Below are 15180 nucleotides of genomic sequence, written 5' to 3'. Positions count from 1 at the left end.
CCCTCGAAAGGCCCAACGCTAAAGTGCGAGACTACGCGACGTCGCGCTCGTCATTTTCCAGCCTTCGCTGGAAGAGGGCGGCGATCAGATCGGATTGCGTGATGATGCCGACCAATCGGTTGTCGGCGTCGACAACAGGCATGTGGTGCAGGCCCATGTCAGCCATCGGCGGGACGAGCTTGGCGATCATCGTTTCCGGCAGTGCCGATTGGACGCGACGCGTCATGATCTCGGAAACCAGCCGTGGTGGCTTCGGGCCGATTCCGATGACGTTGCCGAGGCGCTGCCTGAGGCCGCCGTGCTGTGCCAGCATCGTATGCTTGATGAAGTCGGTCTGGGTGACGATGCCGACGAGACCTTCTTTTTCCGTGACCACCGGCAGGGCCTTGATGTCGTGCTCGAGCAATGTCTGCCAGGCTTTGCGCAGTGAGGTTTCCGGCGTCGCCGTCGCCACGTCGCGTGACATGACTTCGCCGCAGGTGATTTCGCCCGAGCGCCGATTGAACGCGCGGATCTGCGCCTGATGAATGAGCGCATCGAGTTCGTCCGGGCTGATATCGACAACTTCGCCATATTGCGCCAGCACCGCCTGCAAATCTTCCGGCACGATGCCGAGACGCTGCATCGGCGGCGGGTCATCGGTGCGGTGCGTATTGCCGGCGGGCGCTAGGTGCGGATAACGGCGGCCGGTGGCGTTGTTGAACAACAGCGCGACGACGAGGATGAGCGCGGAATTGATCGCGACCGGCGACAGCACGAACCAGTAGCCGGCCTCATGGATCGATGTGCCGCCAAGCACGGCGGTCAGGGCGACCGCGCCGCTCGGCGGATGAAGGCAGCCGAGCAACAGCATGATGGCGATCGCAAGTCCAACGGCAACGGCCGCCGCGACCACCGGTTCCGGAATGAGAAACGCGCAGGTGACGCCGATCAGCGACGACACGATGTTGCCGCCGAGGATGGACCAGGGTTGCGCCAACGGACTGGACGGCGCGGCGAACAGCAGGACCGCGGAGGCGCCCATCGGCGCGATCAGCAGGGGCAGATTGGCATCGGCACCAAGTGCCAGAGTGCTGACGAGGCCGGTCAGGAGAATGCCGACAAGCGCGCCAAGCGACGCGCGCAGCCGCTCCATATGGCTGACGGGGACGAGCGATGGGATGAAACGCTTGAGATAGGCACTGGCCTTCGACATGGCAACTCGCGGGCGGCAGAATGACTAATTGCCCAGCCCAATAGCACATGACGGAGAATTGGGCAGGAAATCCACATCCAAAAAAACGCGATGGATTAAAATATATGCACGGCGCCTGCGTCGGAAGCATCGCGGGCCTCGGCCTCCCGCGTATCGATCGTCAGGTCTGCGACCCATCCGATCGGGCGGCAGAGAAGTCGATGGTAATCTTCGTGCCTTGATCCCATGCGGTCTCGAAGGCGATCGGGGCGTCATGCAGCTCACTGATGCGCTGGACGATTTTCAGGCCGAGGCCGAGCTGTCCCGTACGCTTGATATAGCCGAGATCTTCGTGATGTTCCGGAAGATCGACGAGCCCCTTGCCGTTGTCCTCGACGCTGACGATCGCGCCAGGGCCGCAGGTCAGCACAATGCGGGTGCCCGTTGGATTATGCTTGACCGCATTCTCGATCAGGTTGCGCAGCATGTTTTCGACGAGCGCCGGGATAACCGTGACCGCAGGCGTTCCTTCGTCGACGAATTCCAGCGATTTGTCGTGGTCAAAGACAAAGGGCGCGATCGCCTCTGCGAGGCTCGCACCGATCTGCGAGAGGCTGGCCGATTGATAGGCCGAAGGGTCGACGGCATCGGCCCGGGCGAGCGAGGTCAGCTGCTCGAGAATATGCGTGAGGGCATCGAGGTCACGTTCGGCATTGCGGGCGCGAGGGTCGTTGATGTGGCTGAGTTCCATTTTTGCGATCGAAACGGGGGTGCGGATCTCGTGCGCTATGGAGGAGGAGAACAGTTTCTGGGATTGGACCAGGTCGGCGACCCGCGCCAGCATGCGGTTGACGGCACTGATCAGGCGAGCGATCTCCTCGGGCATGCGGGTGAGTGGCAGCCGAGCACCGCTATCGCGGGGATCCAACCGATCTGCCGCCGCAGCCGCCATGGCCACCGGTTTCAATGCGCTGCGGATCGACCAGATCGTCGCGCCGATGACGAGGCAGAACATCAAGGTCATCGGCACGATCATGGAATCGAACATCTCGTGCAGCAGTGCGCCGTACATGAAGCCGTTCGGGTCCTTCAGGATCGCCAGTTCGACCAGGACAGTCGCCCCGGCACGCTCGAAGGTTTGTCCGCCGGCGACGCTGAACGGTTTGCCTGGTTGAATTTCGCGTTTCCAAAAATTCGGCGCGTCGATGCTCATTGGAAGAAAATGCTCGGCGCATTCCGTCGTGCAGTTTGAATAGAGCGGCGTACCCGTCTCCGTTCGGACCCTGAGGAAGATCGAGCCATCGCGATCATGGCGGTCGATATAGCGTTCCCTCAGCTCGCGATCCGGTTCGAAAATTACAATGCCGTCGCGGACGTGGATGGCACGCGAAAGAGCCTCCGTCTCCTGTTGCAGCATGAGAACGCTGAGCTTGTCGTCGTCGAACCAGTAATCTGCAAAGACGACGCCGATCTGGATTGCCATGGCGAGCAGCGAGAACGCCACGATGCGGCGGGCAACGATGCCGATCAGCGACGAGTGCTTCATAAGGCCCGCCTGAGCAGATAGCCGATCCCGCGTACGGTCTCGATCTGGATGCCGGTCTCGTAGACCTGCAGCCGTTTGCGCGCCCTGGAAACGGCCAACTCCAGCGCATTGGGGCTAATCTCCTGGCCATATTCCGAAAGTGCGGTTTCCAGCCTGCGCTTCGGAACGACCCGGCCGACCTCGCGCATCAGGATTTCGATCAGCGAGCGTTCGCGCGGCGGCAGCGGTACTACAATGCCATCACATGTCAGGTCCGCGGTCGCAGGGTCGTAGCGTAGGGCGCCTGCCTCGAGAACCGGCTGCACCGCTTGCGGATTGCGCCGCAACATCGCGCGGCAACGCGACAAGAGCTCCCGGTGATGAAAGGGCTTGACCAGATAGTCGTCGGCGCCGGCATCCAGTCCGGCAATGCGCTCATCGACCGATCCCCGCGCCGTGATGATCAAGACGGGCAGCCCCGGATACTCCTGGCGAATGCGGCGCAGCAGTGTCAGGCCATCGCCATCCGGCAGGCCGAGGTCAAGCAGAATCAGGTCGTGTTCCTGAGCCGCGATTGCCGCTTCAGCGTCCGAAACGCTCGAAACGGCGTCGAGCCGCCAGCCCGCATCGCGCATGGTCTCTCCGACCAGTTCTACCAGTCGCGGACTGTCTTCAACCAGGAGCAGGCGCATCGAGTCGTCTCGGCATGACCATTCTTCGTTCGACCATATGGGCTTTCTCAAGGGCTGCCAACTCCCCCGCGCATGCCAACCAAAGCGGGTGTCGCAGAGGCAATGAGCAATCTTGACGGGGTTTCGACAGCTTACGGGGCGTATGTCGACAGAGCAGAGGCAGGCTGCAGTCGAACCGGCGAGCCCGCATGACGTGGCCTCCGCCTCTACTGGATGCCCGCGACAGCATCGGCCGTAAAGCAAAATCGGCCCGGCAGTCGCAGCAGGAGAAGACTGTTTTGATGGTCACGAAAATCCGCCGGCCAGAGCTCGGCAGCATTGCGCTCAGTGCGATCGTCAGCGTTTATTTGCTCGCTATCACCAATAATTCCTTCTGGACGCATGCCGCGGTCTATTTCGACCATTCACGGCTGTCGCTTCTGTCCTTTGGGACCGCACTGGCGCTTACGACCTTCGCGGGTATGATGCTGGCGTCGGCCAAGTACATCATGAAGCCGGTGTTGATCTTTCTCATAGTCGCTTCCGCGGCGGCTGCCTATTTCATCGATTACTTCGGTGTAATCATCGACAAGGACATGATCGGCAACGCTGCCGTGACGACGCAGGCCGAGGCGAGCCATCTGTTGACCGGCAGCTTGGTGCTGCATCTGTTTCTCTATGCTGTCGTTCCTTCACTGTTCGTGGTCTGGGTCAAGGTACGCCACCAGCGGGTCCTGCCCAAGACAGCAACCACTCTTGCCATTGTCATTCCCTGCCTGCTCGTCAGCGGCGGGCTGATCTATTCGGATTTTGCAAGCGTTGCCTATGTCATTCGCGAGCACAAGGATCTGATGAAGCGCTTCAATCCCACCGGGCCGGTTTCCGCTGCGTTAAAATACGTATCCTCGACCTTTAAGGAGCGCAATATTGCCGTGCAGCCGCTAGGCACTGACGCCCGGCAGGGTGCGCGTGTCGCCGCGGCGGGCAAGCCGGTTGTCGTGGTCGTCGTTGCCGGTGAAACCGCCAGGGCGATGAACTTCTCGCTCAACGGTTATGACAGGGAAACCAATCCGGAGCTCAAATCTCTCGGCGTGATCAACTATACCGACACGACGAGCTGCGGCACGGCAACGGCGATCTCGCTTCCCTGCATGTTCTCGGTCTATCCGCGCAACGAGTATACGGAATGGAAGGCCCGCTCGACCGAAAACCTCGTGAACGTTCTAACCCGCGCCGGCGTTTCTGTGTCCTGGTGGGACAATAATACCGGCAGCAAGGGCATTGCCGACCTCATCAGCTTCGCCAGCATGACGAACCAGAAGAACAGCCCGCTGTGCAACAATGGCGAATGCCTTGACGAGATTTTCCTCGGCGAACTGGACAAGAAGCTGACAGCGACCAAGTCGAACAGCGTTATCGTGCTGCACCAGCTCGGCAGCCACGGCCCGTCCTACTATCTGCGTTATCCGGAAAAGTTCCGGAAGTTCAAACCGGATTGCCGCACAGCTGAGCTGATGAAATGCTCAGTCGAAGAAATCACCAACGCCTACGACAATAGCATCCTCTACACGGACCATGTGCTGGCAAGCGTTTCCCGCCTCTTGGAGAAGCATCAGAACGACATCTCTGGCGCGATGATCTACATGTCCGACCACGGCGAATCCCTTGGCGAGAACGGTATCTATCTGCACGGCGCGCCCTATGCGATCGCGCCGCGCGAGCAGACTCAGGTTCCCTTCGTCACATGGTTCTCGAAACCGTATCAGGCGGCAATGGGCGTCGACACAAGCTGCCTTGCCAAGGAGACGGATCAGCCGAAATCGCACGATAACCTGTTTCACACCGTGCTTGGCATGATGGATGTCGAGACGAAGGTCTACAATCGCGAGCTTGATGCCTTCGCCAACTGCACCCGGCAGGATCCGCCCGGCAAATCGAACGGTTCCGCCTTCCAGGCCGCCGATACGGCAAAAGACCTGCCGGCGCCGATTGTCCCGGCAACGATCATGCCGGGTGCGAAGGCGCTCTAAACGATCGGTCCGACCGCGGATCCGGTACAAATCTGATCGACCGGTGGAACAAAGCAACCATCTGCGCACTTCCCTGAATGGACACTCGTTTGCGCCACAGTGCGGCAATGCAAACGAAGGGTGGCAAAGACGCCAGCGCCAATCGGCGCCGGCGATCCATGCTTTTGCAGAGGGAGAGACTGATGCAGGTCGTCGGAATACAGGTTTCCGCTGAACGCGCCGGCAAGGCCGGCTTCACGGTCGAGTTCGTTGGCGCCGAGGGCGAGGTCGTCACGGTGACATGTCCGCAGGATGCGGAAGGATCGCTGAACAGGTTGAATGCGGTGGCGAGGGCAAAGGACATTCTGTCCGCCGCGCTCGGAGCCGATGAAAAATTGCAGGATACGCCAGATCCGCGCGCAAGTGCCGCCGCGCTGCGCCCGATCCCCAATGCGCGGACTGCACATGACCGTAAAACCATGGAAGAACAACTCGACGAAGGTCTCGAAGATACCTTCCCGGCAAGCGATCCGGTCTCCATTGCCAGCTCGGCGATTGCCAAGGGAAACTCCCGCCGTTAATCAGTGGGTTCTCAGTGGTTCAAATCGAGCCCAAGATGGCGCACCATCCTTGCCCGGCGCCTTGGCTGCTTTTTCGGCTTGATCATCGCTGGCATTGCCGTGTTTCTGCCATCCATGCAGTCTATCGGCGCTCGCATCCAAGCGCCGAACATCCGTTGCGGCGTCAACCCTTTCGTCGAGTACCGGAGGACTGGCGCATGAGCGCGCAGCATCTGACCTTTGCCGTCGGCGATATCCACGGCTGTCTGACCGAGCTTCAAGCGCTCCTGAGGCAGATCGAAACCTATGCGCCCGAGGGCAGGGTGATCTTTCTTGGTGACCTGATCGACCGCGGCCCGGATAGCCGAGGCGTGATTGAATTGATCATGGCAGGGCCGCAGAAGCAGGGCTGGTCCTGGCTGACGCTCAAGGGCAATCACGAGGAAATGCTGCTCGGCGCACGCAGCGGCGAGAGCGATGTCGACTGGTGGCTGCTTAACGGCGGCAAAGAGACACTGGCATCCTACGATCACACTATTCCCGCAGCGCATTTGAAGTGGCTGATGCAGCTTCCCTCCATTATCGTCGAACCGTTTCGCATCTTCGTCCATGCGGGCGTCGATGAAACCATGCCGCTGGAGCGCCAGGGCGAGGAAATCTTCCTGTGGATCAGGCGGCCCGACAATCACTCCGGCGATTATTGGGGCAAACACCTTTGCCATGGCCACACGCCGAGCCGCTCCAATCCACGCACCGTCGGTAACCGGACCAATGTGGATTCGGCTGCCGTGTTTGGCGGCAGTCTGTCCTGCGCGATTTTTGACGATGACGTTCCGGGTGGCCCGATCGGTTTTCTGAGCGCCGGGCGTGGCGCTGACCATTCGTAACTCACCGTTGCCGAAGATGATCACGGGCACACCGAATTGCGTTGTGCCCCTGATCTCCAGGCTGTAGGTGTGCCGGGACTGTCGGGCGGGCTTTCTCGCCCATCATTGCAGCTTCAGGGGATCACCGTTGGATACCGCGCCTTCATCTCTCTTTGCCAAGAACTTCGCCGCTCTCCTGTTCGATATGGATGGCACGCTGCTCAACTCGATGGCCGTCGTCGAACGCGTCTGGGGCGCCTGGGCTGTCCGGAACGGGCTCGACCCCGTCGAAATGATGAAAACGGTACATGGCGTTCGCGCCGTGGATACGATCCGCACGCTCGAACTGCCGGGCGTTGATCCGGAGCATGAGGCGCACGAACTCGCGCTCGCCGAAATCGCCGACGTCGAAGGCATCATCGAGATCGAGGGCGCTGTCGCCTTCCTCAATTCACTGCCGCCGGAGAAGTGGGCGATCGTCACATCGGCGCCGCTCGACCTTGCCGTTCGTCGCCTCGCGGCCGCAGGTATTCCCACGCCGAAGCTGATGATCACCGGCGAAGACGTGTCGGTCGGCAAGCCCCATCCCGAGGGCTATCTTTTGGCCGCCGAAAAACTTGGCGTGCGGCCGGAAGACTGCATCGTTTTCGAAGACGCTCCGGCCGGAATTCTCGCGGGCAAGGCCGCCGGCGCCGAAGTCATCGTGATCATCGGCGCGCACTCTGCCGCGGCAGACACGCCGCACCTGACGCTCGCCCGCTACAACGATATCGAGGCAGGCATTGCCGATGACGGCCTGCTGTCGCTGCGCCACCGTCGCTAGAGCGTTTCCGATTTAGACGGAACCGCACACGCATTTCCTGAGGGAAAGCCGCTTCGCATTTTTCCTGGAAATGCGCTAAGCGCTGCCCTTGAAAGACGCGGGCCGCCATGACGGTGCCACCTCGCGAAGTTGATGAAAGCCGGAGAGCCTGATCAGGGCCTCCGGCCTTTCCGTCTCCTGGCTCAGGCCGTGACCCAGCACTTCGTCAAGGCGTGGCCGCCCATCAGTTCGCCGTTCGGATCGTCGGCCCAGCCGCCGACCTTGTCGTTGGTGGCGTCGATATAGTTGTTGAACATCGGCACGATGACGCCGCCTTCGTCGCGCAGCATCATTGCGGCCTGGCGATAGATCGCCTTGCGCTTGGCCTCGTCGAGTTCGCCGCGAGCGGCGAAGATCAACTTGTCGAAGTCTTCGCGCTGGAAACGCGTGTCGTTCCATTCGGCCTTCGACAGATAGGCAATCGAATAGACCTGATCCTGCGTCGGTCGGCCGGTCCAATAGGACATGCTGAAAGGCTGCTTGTTCCAGACATCCGACCAGTAGCCGTCGCCCGGTTCGCGCTTCAGGTCGATGGTGATGCCGCATTTGGCAGCGCTCATCTGGAAAAGCTGGGCGGCATCTACGGCGCCGGGGAAGGCGACGTCGGACGTGCGCAGCAGCACGGAGCCGTCGTGCCCGGATTTCTTGTAGTGGAACTTCGCCTTGTCAGGGTCGAAGACACGCTGCTTGATGTCGTTGTCGAAGAGCGGATAGCCATTGATCATCGGCGTATCGTTGCCGACGGTGCCATAACCGCCGAGAACCTTTGCCACCATCTCCTCGCGGTCGACGGCATATTTCAACGCCAGCCGCAGGTCGTTGTTGTCGAACGGCGCGGTGTTGCAATGGGCAATGAACACGTAATGGCCCTTGCCCGGCACATTTCGGATGACCACGCCGGGAAGGCGCTTGATCAGTTCGACAAGCTTCGGCTCGATGCGGTTGATCATATGCATCTGGCCGCTTTGCAGCGCCGCGGTGCGCGCGGTCGAATCGTTGATGACGACGATTTCGATCTGGTCGGCATGACCGCGTTCGGCCGATCCCCAATAGCCTTCGTGGCGCTCAGCGACGTGTTTTACGCCCGCCTCGTTCACGACAACCTTGTAAGGACCGGTGCCAATGCCGGCGGTCGGATCGTCCTTGCCGCCGTTCGGCTGGATCATCAGGTGGTAGTCGCTGACGATATAGGGCATGTCCGCATTGGGCTGCCGCAAGGTGATCACGACATTGTCGCCGTCAGCCTTGATCGTCTCGAACTCCTGCACAAAGGGCAGGGCCGCCGATTTCGAGTCTGCATCGCCGTGGCGCTCGAGCGTTGCCACCACGTCAGCCGGCGTCAAAGGCTTGCCATTGTGGAAGGTGACGTCCTTGCGGATCTTGAAGCTCCAGGTTTTTGCGTCGCTGGAGGCCTCGTAGGACTCGGCCAGGCGGTACTCGATCTCGCCGGTCGGTGCGACTTCCAGCAGCTGCTCGCCCCAGCAGCGACCGAGCGTGTATGGCACCTGGCTCGCCCATGTCGCAGGGTCGAGGCTGTTGGTCGATTCGCCGCCGACCAGGCCCGCCCGCAGCGTCCCGCCCTTGACGGGGCCCGCCGCGCGGGCGGCACTGCCTAGCAAAATCTGCGCCGACGCGATCGTCACGCCCAGCGCCGCTGCCCTCCCCAAAAATTCCCGTCGTGACAGGCGGCCCGCTGCAACCTGTCGGCTCATGTATTCCAGTTCTGTTGGCATCGCTTACTGCCTCCCTCGCAAGACGCGCCCGGCATACCGGCAACGTTGCAGGATAGTGTGGGAGAAGAGACGTCTGAGATTCTCACCCGACGACAGTTCATGCCGCAGATGATGAACACAACGTCGTATTCGGCTCTGCCTTCATCCTTCAGTCCATCCGTCGCAGACGCGCGAAGCGGGCTAAGATCAACATGCAGCGTGAGACCACCTCACGCACGAACCGTGTCTGCGCCGGGGTCCCGTCAGTTCGGCAAGCAGGATGTGATATTCGCCGGCAAGGCGGATGGAGAGCGGCCCGTGGTCGGAGACACACGCACGCCTGTCGGCACTGAGATCGACGAAGCCTTCGGCATTCAGGCGCACGAACGCACCGCGAACGCTGGTGCGACTGACCTTGAAATGATCGGCGATCGTGTCTTCGGATTGCTTGGTGCAGGGCTTCAGCGCGTGCTCCAGGACGGCCTGCGCAACAACCGATAGACGGACTCGCTGCGACTTGATCTCTCAGACAACGCTGTCCCCCCAAGCAAGCCGGGCGGGTCTGCAATACATGCCCCATAACCTCGATAGTGTCCCCAAACTATACGCGTCAATATTGTATACAATAATGTTGCCATTCGTATCCGGCTATCGTATGCAATTGGTGACACGCCGGGTTGATCCGCTGTGTGCCTAGGCGGGAGGAGGCATGCGACGTGGATCGCATGACCCGCAGAGGCGGAGATTGTCGAAGTCAACGGGAGGGGAAAATGAAGAAAAGAATTCTGCAACTTTGCGCCACCGCAGCAGGCATCGTGGTCGGCCTCACGGCGTTCACCGCCAGCGCCGCCACCACGCTTGAGACAGTCAAGGCGCGCGGCAAGCTGATCTGCGGTGTCTCGATGAGCACGCCCGGGTTTGCGACGGCTGACGCCAAGGGCCACATGCAGGGTTTCGATGTGGACGTGTGCCGTGCCGTTGCGTCGGCTGTTTTCGGCGACCCGGAAAAAGTCGATTTCGTTCTGACGAACATCAACACCCGGTTCCAGGCTCTGCAGTCAGGCGAAATCGACATGCTGTCGCGCCAGACCACCCATACCTTCTCGCGCGAAGTCTCGCTCGGTCTCGATTTCGGCCCGACGGTATTCTATGACGGTCAGGGGTTGATGGTGCCGAAGTCGCTCGGTGTCAACAGCGCCAAGGAACTGACGGACGCAGCGATCTGCACACTGCCCGGCACGACGACGGCCCAGAACCTCAGCGATTTCTTCCGCACGATCGGTGGCAAGTTCGAACTGGTTGTTTTCGAAAGCCCGGATGAAAACCGCAACGCCTTCTTCTCGGGCCGTTGCGAGGCGATCTCGTCCGACCGGTCTGACCTGGCGTCGATCCGTGCGGTTGCCAACAATCCGGACGACTATGTCGTCCTTCCCGAGACCATCTCCAAGGAGCCGCTCGCTCCGTCGGTCCGGCAGAACGATTCCAACTGGCGCGATATCGTTTCCTGGTCCGTCTGGATGCTGATGGCGGCCGAAGAGCGCGGCATCACCCAGGCCAATGTCGACGAAATGACGAAGAGCGAGGATCCGGAAATCCAGCGCATGCTCGGTGTCAACGAAGAGCTCGGCAAGATGCTCAACCTCGACAACAAGTGGGGCTACAACATCGTCAAGGGCGTCGGCAATTACGGCGAAGTGTTCGAGCGCAACCTCGGCACCAAGACCGCGCTTGGCCTGACCCGTGGGCCGAACACCCGATGGAGCGAAGGCGGCCTGCTCTACGCACCGCCGTTCCGTTGATATTCGTCGGCCCGCGCCCTGGCGCGGGCCTTTTTCGTCTTCGACGTTCCCCTTTGCCCGGCAGACGTGTCGCCATGTCCCTGTTTTATGACGCGCGCATCCGCGCCTTCCTCTATCAAACGATCGCGATCGGCGCTGTCGTCTTCGTCGCCTGGGCGATGTTCAGCACGGCGAGCGCCAACCTTGCCAAGCAGGATATTGCCACCGGCTTCGGTTTCCTGGCGCGTCAGGCGGGTTTCGTCATCACCGAGACTGCGATCGCCTATGAGCCGACCGACAGATTCGGCCGTGCCATCCTTGTCGGCATCGCCAATACGGTGAAGGTTTCGGCACTCGCCGTCTTCTTCGGTACGATCCTCGGTGTGCTCGTCGGCATCGGCCGGCTGTCGCACAATCCGGTTCTGTCGCGCCTGATGCTTGCCTATGTCGAAGCGCTGCGCAACGTCCCGCTGCTCCTCTATCTGCTGCTCTGGTATTCGCTGATCATCTCCGTGTTTCCGCCGGTAAAGCAGGCGATCGAGATGCTGCCGGGCGTGTTCCTGTCCAATAGCGGTCTGGTCATGCCGGCCATGCGATGGGCGAGCGGCTTTGAAGCTGTGCTCGTCGCCCTGGTTGTCGGCGCCATCGCCGCCGTCTTGATTGAACGCGTCCTTGCACGCCGCCGGATCGCCACGGGCAAAGAGATGCCTGTTGCCACCATCGCGACACTCGCCTTCCTGTTGCCGCTCGTGGCCACATTGCTGCTCGCCGACATTTCGGTCTCGATGGATGTCCCCGAGCTCGGCCGGTTCCGCTTGACCGGCGGCTATCACGTGCGCCCGGAATTCGTGGCACTGCTGATCGGCTTGACGCTGAGCGCTTCGGCAAATGTCGCCGAGATCGTGCGCGCCGGCATTCAAGCCGTCAGCAAGGGACAATGGGAGGCCGCCACGGCCCTCGGCCTGCCACGCTCGCGCACGCTGAAACTCGTCATCCTGCCGCAGGCGCTGCGTATTATCGTGCCGCCGTTGACCAACACCTATCTCACGGTCTTCAAGAACAGCTCGCTCGCGATTGCCATCGGCTATCCGGATCTGGTGATGGTTTCCAACACCATCATGAACCAGACCGGCCAGGCCATCGAAGCCATTGCCATCTTCATGGCCGTCTATCTCGGCCTGTCCATCCTGATCTCGCTGGTGATGAACTGGTACAACGCGCGCGTTGCGCTGAGGGAGCGCTGAGCCATGGCCCAGTTCGAAGGCTTCGTTGCCGACCCGATCCTGATGGCGCCCGCCGCCCGCCCGATGGTGCGCAACCGTACCTGGCTTTCCGCCTATTTCGGAACGCCGGGCAACGCACTGATCACCATACTTTGCCTCGGCACGATCTTCGGCCTTGCCAAGCTCGCGATCGGCTGGCTGTTCGTCGACGCGATCTTTTCCGGCACGCCGGCGGAGTGCAAGGTTTCAAGCGGCGCCTGCTGGCCGTTCCTGTCGGCCAAGCTGCGCTATATCTTCTTCGGCTTCTATCCCTTCGACGAGCAGTGGCGACCGCTCACGGCGATGCTGCTGTTTCTCGGCGCTTGCGGCGTGTCGATGGTGCCGCGCACTTGGGGCAGGGCGCTTGCGGTCACATGGATCGTGGTGATGCTGCCGACGCTTTACGCGCTGATGGCCGGTGGCCTATTCGGGTTGACCGTCGTGCCGACCACCCAGTGGGGCGGCCTGCCGCTGTCGTTCATGCTTTCCTTCGTCGGGCTCGCCTGCGCCTTGCCGCTCGGCATTGCACTTGCGCTGGCGCGTGCTTCGAGCCTGCCGGCGATCCGCATTCTCGGCGTCGGCTTCATCGAAATCGTCCGCGGCGTACCGCTGATCAGCATCCTGTTCATGGCGACCGTCATGCTGCCGCTGTTCATGCCCGATGGTGTCACCATCGACAAACTACTGCGGGCCCAGGTCGCGATCATTCTCTTTGCCGCCGCCTACATCGCCGAAATCGTTCGCGGCGGATTGCAGGCGGTTCCCAAGGGGCAGATCGAGGCGGGCCATTCGCTCGGGCTGCATTACTGGCAGATCATGCGCAAGATCGTGCTGCCGCAAGCCCTGAAGAAGGTTATCCCGCCGCTCGTCGGTCTGTTCATCGGCTTTTTCCAGGATACGACCCTGGTGACGATTGTCGGCCTGCTCGATTTTCTCGATACCGTGCGCACCGCCATGCGCGATCCGCAATGGCAGGGCATCGCCGTGCTCGAAGGCTACGTTTTTGCTGCGGTCGTTTACTTCTTTTTCAGCGCATTAATGGGCGCTTATAGCCGTTTCCTCGAGCAATATTTCAGGGCCACGCATGACTAGCAATATTAACGTCATCCGCAGGGCGCATACGGTTGTCGGCTTCGACACCGAGACGAAAAGCCATGTCTATCTCAACGACGTCGACGTCGCCTATGACGATACCGGTTTCGTCCATGTCGGCGGGCATTATGACGGCGCCTTTGCCAGCGAAACCTCCGGTGCCGACCGGATGGTGATGCCGGGTTTCGTCAATGTGCATTGCCACTCCGGCGAGGAACCGATCTCCAAGGGCATCTTCGAAGACGCGGGTACGGCAGCACTTTGGGGCAACGCCCTCTACGAGTATTCCAACCTGCTGGAAATCGACGATGGCGCGATCGAGGCGTCGTTGACCGTGATGCTCGGCGACCTCATGCGCAGCGGCGTCACCACGCTGCTGGACATTGCCGGGCCGCATGAAAGCTGGCTGTCGACCTTGGCGCGAAGCGGTGCTCGCGCCTTCGTCGCTCCAGGCTTCCGCGAAGCGCAATGGCATGTCGAAGACAGCCATCGCCTTGATTTCATCTGGGACAAGGCTCGAGGCCGCGAGGCTTTCGCCCGGGCGCTTGATGTCCTCGACACTGCCGCAGCCCATCCCTCCGGACGCCTTGGCGGGGTGGTGGCGCCATCGCAGATCGAGACCTGCTCGGCCGAATTGCTGCAAGACGCGGCCGCAGAGGCGCGCAAGCGCGGCATGCCGATCACCATCCACTCCGCCCAGACCATGGCGGAACATGAGGAAATGCTGCGCCGGACCGGCCTGACCGCGGTGCAGTATCTGGAAAGCCTGGGGATCCTCGGCGACAACCTGATCCTTGGCCATTGCATATTTGTCGACAGCCATTCCTGGACGCGCCAGCGCACCAATATCGATCTCGGCCTGCTGGCAGAGCGGCAAACGACCGTGGCTCACTGCCCGGTGACCTTCTCGCGCAGCGGCATGGCGCTGGAATCGGTCGGGCGCTATCGCCGCGCCGGCGTCAACGTCGCCCTCGGGACCGACAGCTATCCCTTCAACATGCTTGAAGAAATGCGCCAGGCGATGATCTGTGCGAGGCTTTCGGGCAAATCCGTGTTCGACGTATCGACCGCGGATATTCTCGATACGGCAACGCTTGCGGGTGCCCGCGCGCTTGGCCGTGACGATATCGGCCGGATTGCCGTCGGCGCAAAAGCCGACTTTCTCATCGTTGACCTGAAACACCACGCCATGCAGCCGGTTTACGACCCCTTGCGCAATCTGCTGCATTGCGCGGCGGAGCGCGCTATGGAGGAAGTGTATGTCGATGGACAATGCGTCGTGCGCCATGGGCGTCCGACCTTGATCGACTATGACGGCGCCGTGGCGCTGCTGCAGGACGCGCAGGATTACGCGTGCCGCAAGGCGCCGGAGAACGATCCCAAGAAGCGGCCGATGCGCGACCTGGCGCCGTTGTCGCTGCCCGTCCGTTGCTAGAACACCACGCGGGCGGTAATCATTGATCCAGAAAGCGCCGGCTATGCCGGCGCTTTTGAAAGGTCAGGCTTGCGCGACCAGTCGCGGTTTCTCGGTGGCGGCATCGTCCTGTTTCGACTTCACGAGAGGCTGCCCCTCCCTGAACAGCTTCCACTTGGTTGGTCGGAATGCGACCCTTGCGCGGTCCTGTGTTGTGGTTCTCTCGGGTGGCAGTTCGATTTCGGCATGTGGGTG

General features: G+C 61.3%; 13 protein-coding genes. 9 read left to right on the top strand and 4 right to left on the bottom strand.

Annotated features, from left to right (window positions below):
* Positions 1–31 precede the first annotated feature (31 nt).
* From ASD02_RS10410 to ASD02_RS10400, 3 genes are all read right to left on the bottom strand, one after another.
* On the bottom strand, positions 32–1195 hold the full coding sequence (locus ASD02_RS10410; RefSeq protein WP_057220663.1) for an HPP family protein: 1164 nt from the start codon (positions 1193–1195) through the stop codon (positions 32–34).
* Between the two features lie 160 nt (positions 1196–1355).
* Positions 1356–2720 (bottom strand): HAMP domain-containing sensor histidine kinase, encoded by a 1365-nt coding sequence (locus ASD02_RS10405; RefSeq protein ID WP_057220662.1) that lies wholly within the window; start codon positions 2718–2720, stop codon positions 1356–1358.
* On the bottom strand, positions 2717–3391 hold the full coding sequence (locus ASD02_RS10400) for a response regulator transcription factor (protein WP_057220661.1): 675 nt from the start codon (positions 3389–3391) through the stop codon (positions 2717–2719). Before ASD02_RS10400 ends, ASD02_RS10405 begins: the two co-directional genes overlap by 4 nt.
* A 278-nt stretch (positions 3392–3669) precedes the next feature.
* On the opposite strand from ASD02_RS10400, the gene ASD02_RS10395 reads away from it, so the two are divergent.
* From ASD02_RS10395 to ASD02_RS10375, 4 genes are all read left to right on the top strand, one after another.
* A complete protein-coding gene (locus ASD02_RS10395) occupies positions 3670–5400 on the top strand; it encodes a phosphoethanolamine--lipid A transferase (RefSeq protein ID WP_057220660.1) in 1731 nt (576 codons plus the stop codon).
* A 182-nt stretch (positions 5401–5582) separates the two neighbouring features.
* A complete protein-coding gene (locus ASD02_RS10390) occupies positions 5583–5960 on the top strand; it encodes a hypothetical protein (RefSeq protein WP_057218024.1) in 378 nt (125 codons plus the stop codon).
* A gap of 197 nt (positions 5961–6157) precedes the next feature.
* The gene (locus tag ASD02_RS10380; RefSeq protein WP_057218021.1) at positions 6158–6826 is read left to right on the top strand and encodes a metallophosphoesterase family protein; all 669 of its coding nucleotides are present in this window, start codon (positions 6158–6160) and stop codon (positions 6824–6826) included.
* A gap of 127 nt (positions 6827–6953) precedes the next feature.
* Positions 6954–7628 carry an HAD family hydrolase gene (locus ASD02_RS10375; RefSeq protein WP_025428708.1) on the top strand — a complete coding sequence of 225 codons (675 nt, stop codon included), beginning with the start codon at positions 6954–6956 and terminating at the stop codon, positions 7626–7628.
* 182 nt (positions 7629–7810) lie between these two features.
* Here the strand turns inward: ASD02_RS10375 and ASD02_RS10370 are convergent, their stop codons facing one another.
* Complete coding sequence (locus ASD02_RS10370) at positions 7811–9400, bottom strand: ABC transporter substrate-binding protein (RefSeq protein WP_057218019.1); 1590 nt, start codon at positions 9398–9400, stop codon at positions 7811–7813.
* 297 nt (positions 9401–9697) lie between these two features.
* Here ASD02_RS10370 and ASD02_RS40580 point away from each other — a divergent pair, with 297 nt between their 5' ends.
* The 5 genes from ASD02_RS40580 (at position 9698) to ASD02_RS10345 (ending at position 14946) form a co-directional block, all read left to right on the top strand.
* On the top strand, positions 9698–9880 hold the full coding sequence (locus ASD02_RS40580; RefSeq protein WP_234907890.1) for a hypothetical protein: 183 nt from the start codon (positions 9698–9700) through the stop codon (positions 9878–9880).
* Positions 9881–10149: 269 nt separating this feature from the next.
* Positions 10150–11178 carry an amino acid ABC transporter substrate-binding protein gene (locus ASD02_RS10360; RefSeq protein ID WP_057211213.1) on the top strand — a complete coding sequence of 343 codons (1029 nt, stop codon included), beginning with the start codon at positions 10150–10152 and terminating at the stop codon, positions 11176–11178.
* A gap of 74 nt (positions 11179–11252) precedes the next feature.
* Complete coding sequence (locus tag ASD02_RS10355; protein ID WP_057220658.1) at positions 11253–12401, top strand: ABC transporter permease subunit; 1149 nt, start codon at positions 11253–11255, stop codon at positions 12399–12401.
* Positions 12402–12404: 3 nt separating this feature from the next.
* Positions 12405–13511 (top strand): amino acid ABC transporter permease, encoded by a 1107-nt coding sequence (locus ASD02_RS10350; RefSeq protein WP_200951684.1) that lies wholly within the window; start codon positions 12405–12407, stop codon positions 13509–13511.
* On the top strand, positions 13504–14946 hold the full coding sequence (locus ASD02_RS10345) for an amidohydrolase family protein (RefSeq protein WP_057220657.1): 1443 nt from the start codon (positions 13504–13506) through the stop codon (positions 14944–14946). The genes ASD02_RS10350 and ASD02_RS10345 overlap by 8 nt, the downstream gene beginning before the upstream one ends.
* Positions 14947–15180: the final 234 nt, after the last annotated feature.

The sequence above is a fragment of the Ensifer sp. Root1252 genome (genome assembly GCF_001425885.1).
GTDB classification, from domain to species: Bacteria; Pseudomonadota; Alphaproteobacteria; order Rhizobiales; family Rhizobiaceae; genus Ensifer; species Ensifer canadensis.
This window is presented reverse-complemented; position numbering and strand designations above follow the sequence as displayed.

Excerpts from the sequence above, each read along its gene's own strand:
- ASD02_RS10410 (WP_057220663.1), bottom strand. The coding sequence starts at position 1,195 with ATGTCGAAGGCCAGTGCCTATCTCAAGCGTTTCATCCCATCGCTCGTC.
- ASD02_RS10405 (WP_057220662.1), bottom strand. The coding sequence starts at position 2,720 with ATGAAGCACTCGTCGCTGATCGGCATCGTTGCCCGCCGCATCGTGGCG.
- ASD02_RS10400 (WP_057220661.1), bottom strand. The coding sequence starts at position 3,391 with ATGCGCCTGCTCCTGGTTGAAGACAGTCCGCGACTGGTAGAACTGGTC.
- ASD02_RS10390 (WP_057218024.1), top strand. The coding sequence starts at position 5,583 with ATGCAGGTCGTCGGAATACAGGTTTCCGCTGAACGCGCCGGCAAGGCC.
- ASD02_RS10380 (WP_057218021.1), top strand. The coding sequence starts at position 6,158 with ATGAGCGCGCAGCATCTGACCTTTGCCGTCGGCGATATCCACGGCTGT.
- ASD02_RS10370 (WP_057218019.1), bottom strand. The coding sequence starts at position 9,400 with ATGCCAACAGAACTGGAATACATGAGCCGACAGGTTGCAGCGGGCCGC.
- ASD02_RS10360 (WP_057211213.1), top strand. The coding sequence starts at position 10,150 with ATGAAGAAAAGAATTCTGCAACTTTGCGCCACCGCAGCAGGCATCGTG.
- ASD02_RS10355 (WP_057220658.1), top strand. The coding sequence starts at position 11,253 with ATGTCCCTGTTTTATGACGCGCGCATCCGCGCCTTCCTCTATCAAACG.
- ASD02_RS10350 (WP_200951684.1), top strand. The coding sequence starts at position 12,405 with ATGGCCCAGTTCGAAGGCTTCGTTGCCGACCCGATCCTGATGGCGCCC.
- ASD02_RS10345 (WP_057220657.1), top strand. The coding sequence starts at position 13,504 with ATGACTAGCAATATTAACGTCATCCGCAGGGCGCATACGGTTGTCGGC.